Source organism: Ruegeria lacuscaerulensis, assembly GCF_013034745.1.
GTDB classification, from domain to species: Bacteria; Pseudomonadota; Alphaproteobacteria; order Rhodobacterales; family Rhodobacteraceae; genus Ruegeria; species Ruegeria lacuscaerulensis_B.
This window is the reverse complement of sequence record NZ_WQGP01000023.1, coordinates 2,501-6,143: the sequence shown is the minus strand read 5'-3', so window position 1 is coordinate 6,143 and position 3,643 is coordinate 2,501. Positions and strand designations below refer to the sequence as shown.

Genomic DNA, 3,643 nt, shown 5'->3' with positions numbered 1-3,643 from the left:
TGGTTGCGGGAGCAGGATTTGAACCTGCGACCTTCAGGTTATGAGCCTGACGAGCTACCGGGCTGCTCCATCCCGCGTCAGAGTCAGATTTGTTTTCATCGTGTTAGAGAGAATTGGGCTTTTTCTAGGTTTGGCGGTGACCTACTCTCCCGGGGCTTAAGCCCAAGTACCATTGGCGCGGCAGTGCTTAACTTCCGGGTTCGGGATGGGACCGGGTGTTTCACTTGCGCTATGACCACCAAACCGAGGAAAAGCCCTCGGTCGACTTTCTTGCTGTGCAAGAAAGCGACCATGCGGGAGGCAGCGTCTTTTGTTTACAAAAGGCGCGTTCCCGCACGGTTATTTAATCAACCAACATCGCGGCTTGGCGCTGCGACGCTGTCCTTTGTCAAGGTTGGTGTATGCTTTGGTCTTGTCTTTCCATTACTGGATCAAATCAAGCCTATCGGGCGATTAGTACCGGTCAACTGAACGCATTACTGCGCTTACATCTCCGGCCTATTGACGTGGTGGTCTTCCACGGCCCTCAGGGAGACCTTGTTTTGAGGGGGGCTTCCCGCTTAGATGCCTTCAGCGGTTATCCTGTCCGATCATAGCTACCCAGCACTGCCGTTGGCACGACAACTGGTCCACCAGTGGATCGTTCACCCCGGTCCTCTCGTACTAGGGGCAACTCCTCTCAAGTCTCCTACACCCACGGCAGATAGGGACCGAACTGTCTCACGACGTTCTAAACCCAGCTCACGTACCTCTTTAAACGGCGAACAGCCGTACCCTTGGGACCTGCTCCAGCCCCAGGATGAGATGAGCCGACATCGAGGTGCCAAACACTGCCGTCGATATGGACTCTTGGGCAGTATCAGCCTGTTATCCCCGGCGTACCTTTTATCCGTTGAGCGATGGCCCTTCCACTCGGGACCACCGGATCACTATGGCCGTCTTTCGACTCTGCTCGACTTGTCAGTCTTGCAGTCAGGCTGGCTTCTGCCATTGCACTCAACGAGCGATTTCCGACCGCTCTGAGCCAACCTTCGCGCGCCTCCGTTACGCTTTAGGAGGCGACCGCCCCAGTCAAACTACCCGCCACGCAGGGTCCCGGATCCGGATAACGGACCGCGGTTAGACATCAAGAGTGCGAAGGGTGGTATCTCAAGGGAGGCTCCACAGGTACTTGCGTTCCTGCTTCAAAGCCTACCACCTATCCTGCACATCACAATCCTGATGCCAGTGCGAAGCTGTAGTAAAGGTGCACGGGGTCTTTCCGTCTAACCGCGGGAAGCCTGCATCTTGACAGGCAATTCAATTTCGCTGAGTCGATGTTGGAGACAGCGGGGAAGTCGTTACGCCATTCGTGCAGGTCGGAACTTACCCGACAAGGAATTTCGCTACCTTAGGACCGTTATAGTTACGGCCGCCGTTTACCTGGGCTTCAATTCAAGGCTCTCACCTCTCCTTTTAACCTTCAGGCACCGGGCAGGCGTCAGACCCTATACGTCGTCTTGCGACTTCGCAGAGCCCTGTGTTTTTAATAAACAGTCGCCACCCCCTGGTTTGTGCCCCCAGCCCCTAGTTGCCTAGGAACCGGGCCTCCTTCTCGCGAACTTACGGAGGTATTTTGCCGAGTTCCTTCAACATCGTTCTCTCAAGCGCCTTGGTATGCTCTACCAGTCCACCTGTGTCGGTTTAGGGTACGGTCTGATGGAGGGCTATTTCCAGGAACCACTCAGCAGCCCAATCAATCCGATAAGATTGAACTACACCTGTGATCCGTCACATCCTCCTGGCCTAGGAATATTAACCTAGTTCCCATCGCCTACGCCTTTCGGCCTCGGCTTAGGGGCCGGCTTACCCTGCTCAGATTAGCTTTAAGCAGGAACCCTTGGACTTTCGGCGAGAGTGTCTCTCACACTCTTTGTCGCTACTCATGTCATCATTCTCACTAGTGATCTCTCCACGGGATCGCTCACGCGCCCGCTTCATCGAAAGCCTCTCTCCTCCAATCTGCCCGAAGGCATGAAGGAGGAATGAGACTATGTCACACTACGCTCTGCTACCGATGCTTACGCATCCCTAGACTTCGGCTCATGGCTTGAGCCCCGTTACATCTTCGCCGCAGGACAACTTATTTAGACCAGTGAGCTGTTACGCTATCTTTAAAGGATGGCTGCTTCTAAGCCAACCTCCTGGTTGTTTTGGTCGTCCCACCTGCTTTCCCACTTAGCCATGAATTGGGGGCCTTAGTCGTAGGTCAGGGTTGTTTCCCTCTCCACTACGGACGTTAGCATCCGCAGTGTGTCTGCCATCTAGTACTCCCGGGTATTCGGAGTTTGGTTAGGATCAGTAAGCCTGTGGGGCCCCATTACCCATCCAGTGCTCTACCCCCCGGGGTATTCGGATGACGCTCTACCTAAATAGATTTCGCAGAGAACCAGCTATCTCCGAGTTTGATTGGCCTTTCACCCCTAGGCACAGCTCATCCCGATCCTTTTCAACGGATGTGGGTTCGGTCCTCCAGTAAGTGTTACCTTACCTTCAACCTGGCCATGCCTAGATCACTCGGTTTCGGGTCTGATCCCACGAACTCATACGCCCTATTAAGACTCGCTTTCGCTACGCCTACACCTAACGGCTTAAGCTTGCTCGTAAGACCAAGTCGATGACCCATTATACAAAAGGTACGCCGTCAGATCTCGAGGATCCTCCGACTGATTGTAGGCGTTCGGTTTCAGGTACTGTTTCACTCCCCTCGTCGGGGTGCTTTTCACCTTTCCCTCACGGTACTGGTTCGCTATCGGTCAGCAAGGAGTACTTAGCCTTCGAAGGTGGTCCTCCGATCTTCAGACAGAATTTCACGTGTTCCGCCCTACTTAATACGTCCATCAAAGCTTCCTATACGGGGCTGTCACCCGCTATGGCCACGCTTCCCAACGTGTTCTAGTCACTTATCTGGCTCGGCTGGTCCCCGTTCGCTCGCCGCTACTAGGGGAGTATCAATTGATTTCCTTTCCTCCGGGTACTTAGATGTTTCAGTTCCCCGGGTTTGCTCTTAAAACCCTATGTATTCAGGTCTTAAGTACCTGTTCATGCTCATTATTGATTAGCAAAACTAACAATAACAAACATTCAGGTGGGTTGCCCCATTCAGAGATCCATGGATCAAAGCTTATTCTCAGCTCCCCATGGCTTATCGCAGAGTATCACGTCTTTCATCGCCTCTTGCTGCCAAGGCATTCACCAAACGCCCTTCTCGCGCTTGATTTGATCCAGAAAAAGAAAGACTTGACCATTTGTCCTACCGCCTATTCGGCTACTTGAGTGCGCTTGACCGCACACAACCAAAGCTGCGCTAGTAATCAAATCAATCGCAATGACCCAGCTGGTAACTAAAGGTCATCTTTCTTCTGAACCAAAAGCATACTTTCCCGCCTTCCATCCTGGAACCCGCGCTGCCGATGTCGGTCGGCCCCACGCAGAGGATAGAAGACATGCATAACCGTTAAGTTATGCGGGTTAGTGTACTTGACTTGGACAACTCTGTTCGTTTCAGCCGGGATAGTCGTGGACAGGCGAGGAAACACCCGCATCACAACCCGCTCATCCAAAGATGAGAACGACTGAGATCAACGCCACACTCGGCGCGATC

Annotated in this window: 1 tRNA gene and 2 rRNA genes; all 3 read right to left on the bottom strand. The window is 53.2% G+C overall.

What is annotated here, in order from left to right:
• Positions 1 to 77: transfer RNA gene (locus GOV79_RS22180), tRNA-Met, on the bottom strand.
• 51 nt (positions 78 to 128) lie between these two features.
• A 5S ribosomal RNA gene (gene rrf, locus GOV79_RS22175) occupies positions 129 to 243 on the bottom strand.
• A 189-nt stretch (positions 244 to 432) separates the two neighbouring features.
• A 23S ribosomal RNA gene (locus GOV79_RS22170) occupies positions 433 to 3,259 on the bottom strand.
• Positions 3,260 to 3,643 lie beyond the last annotated feature (384 nt).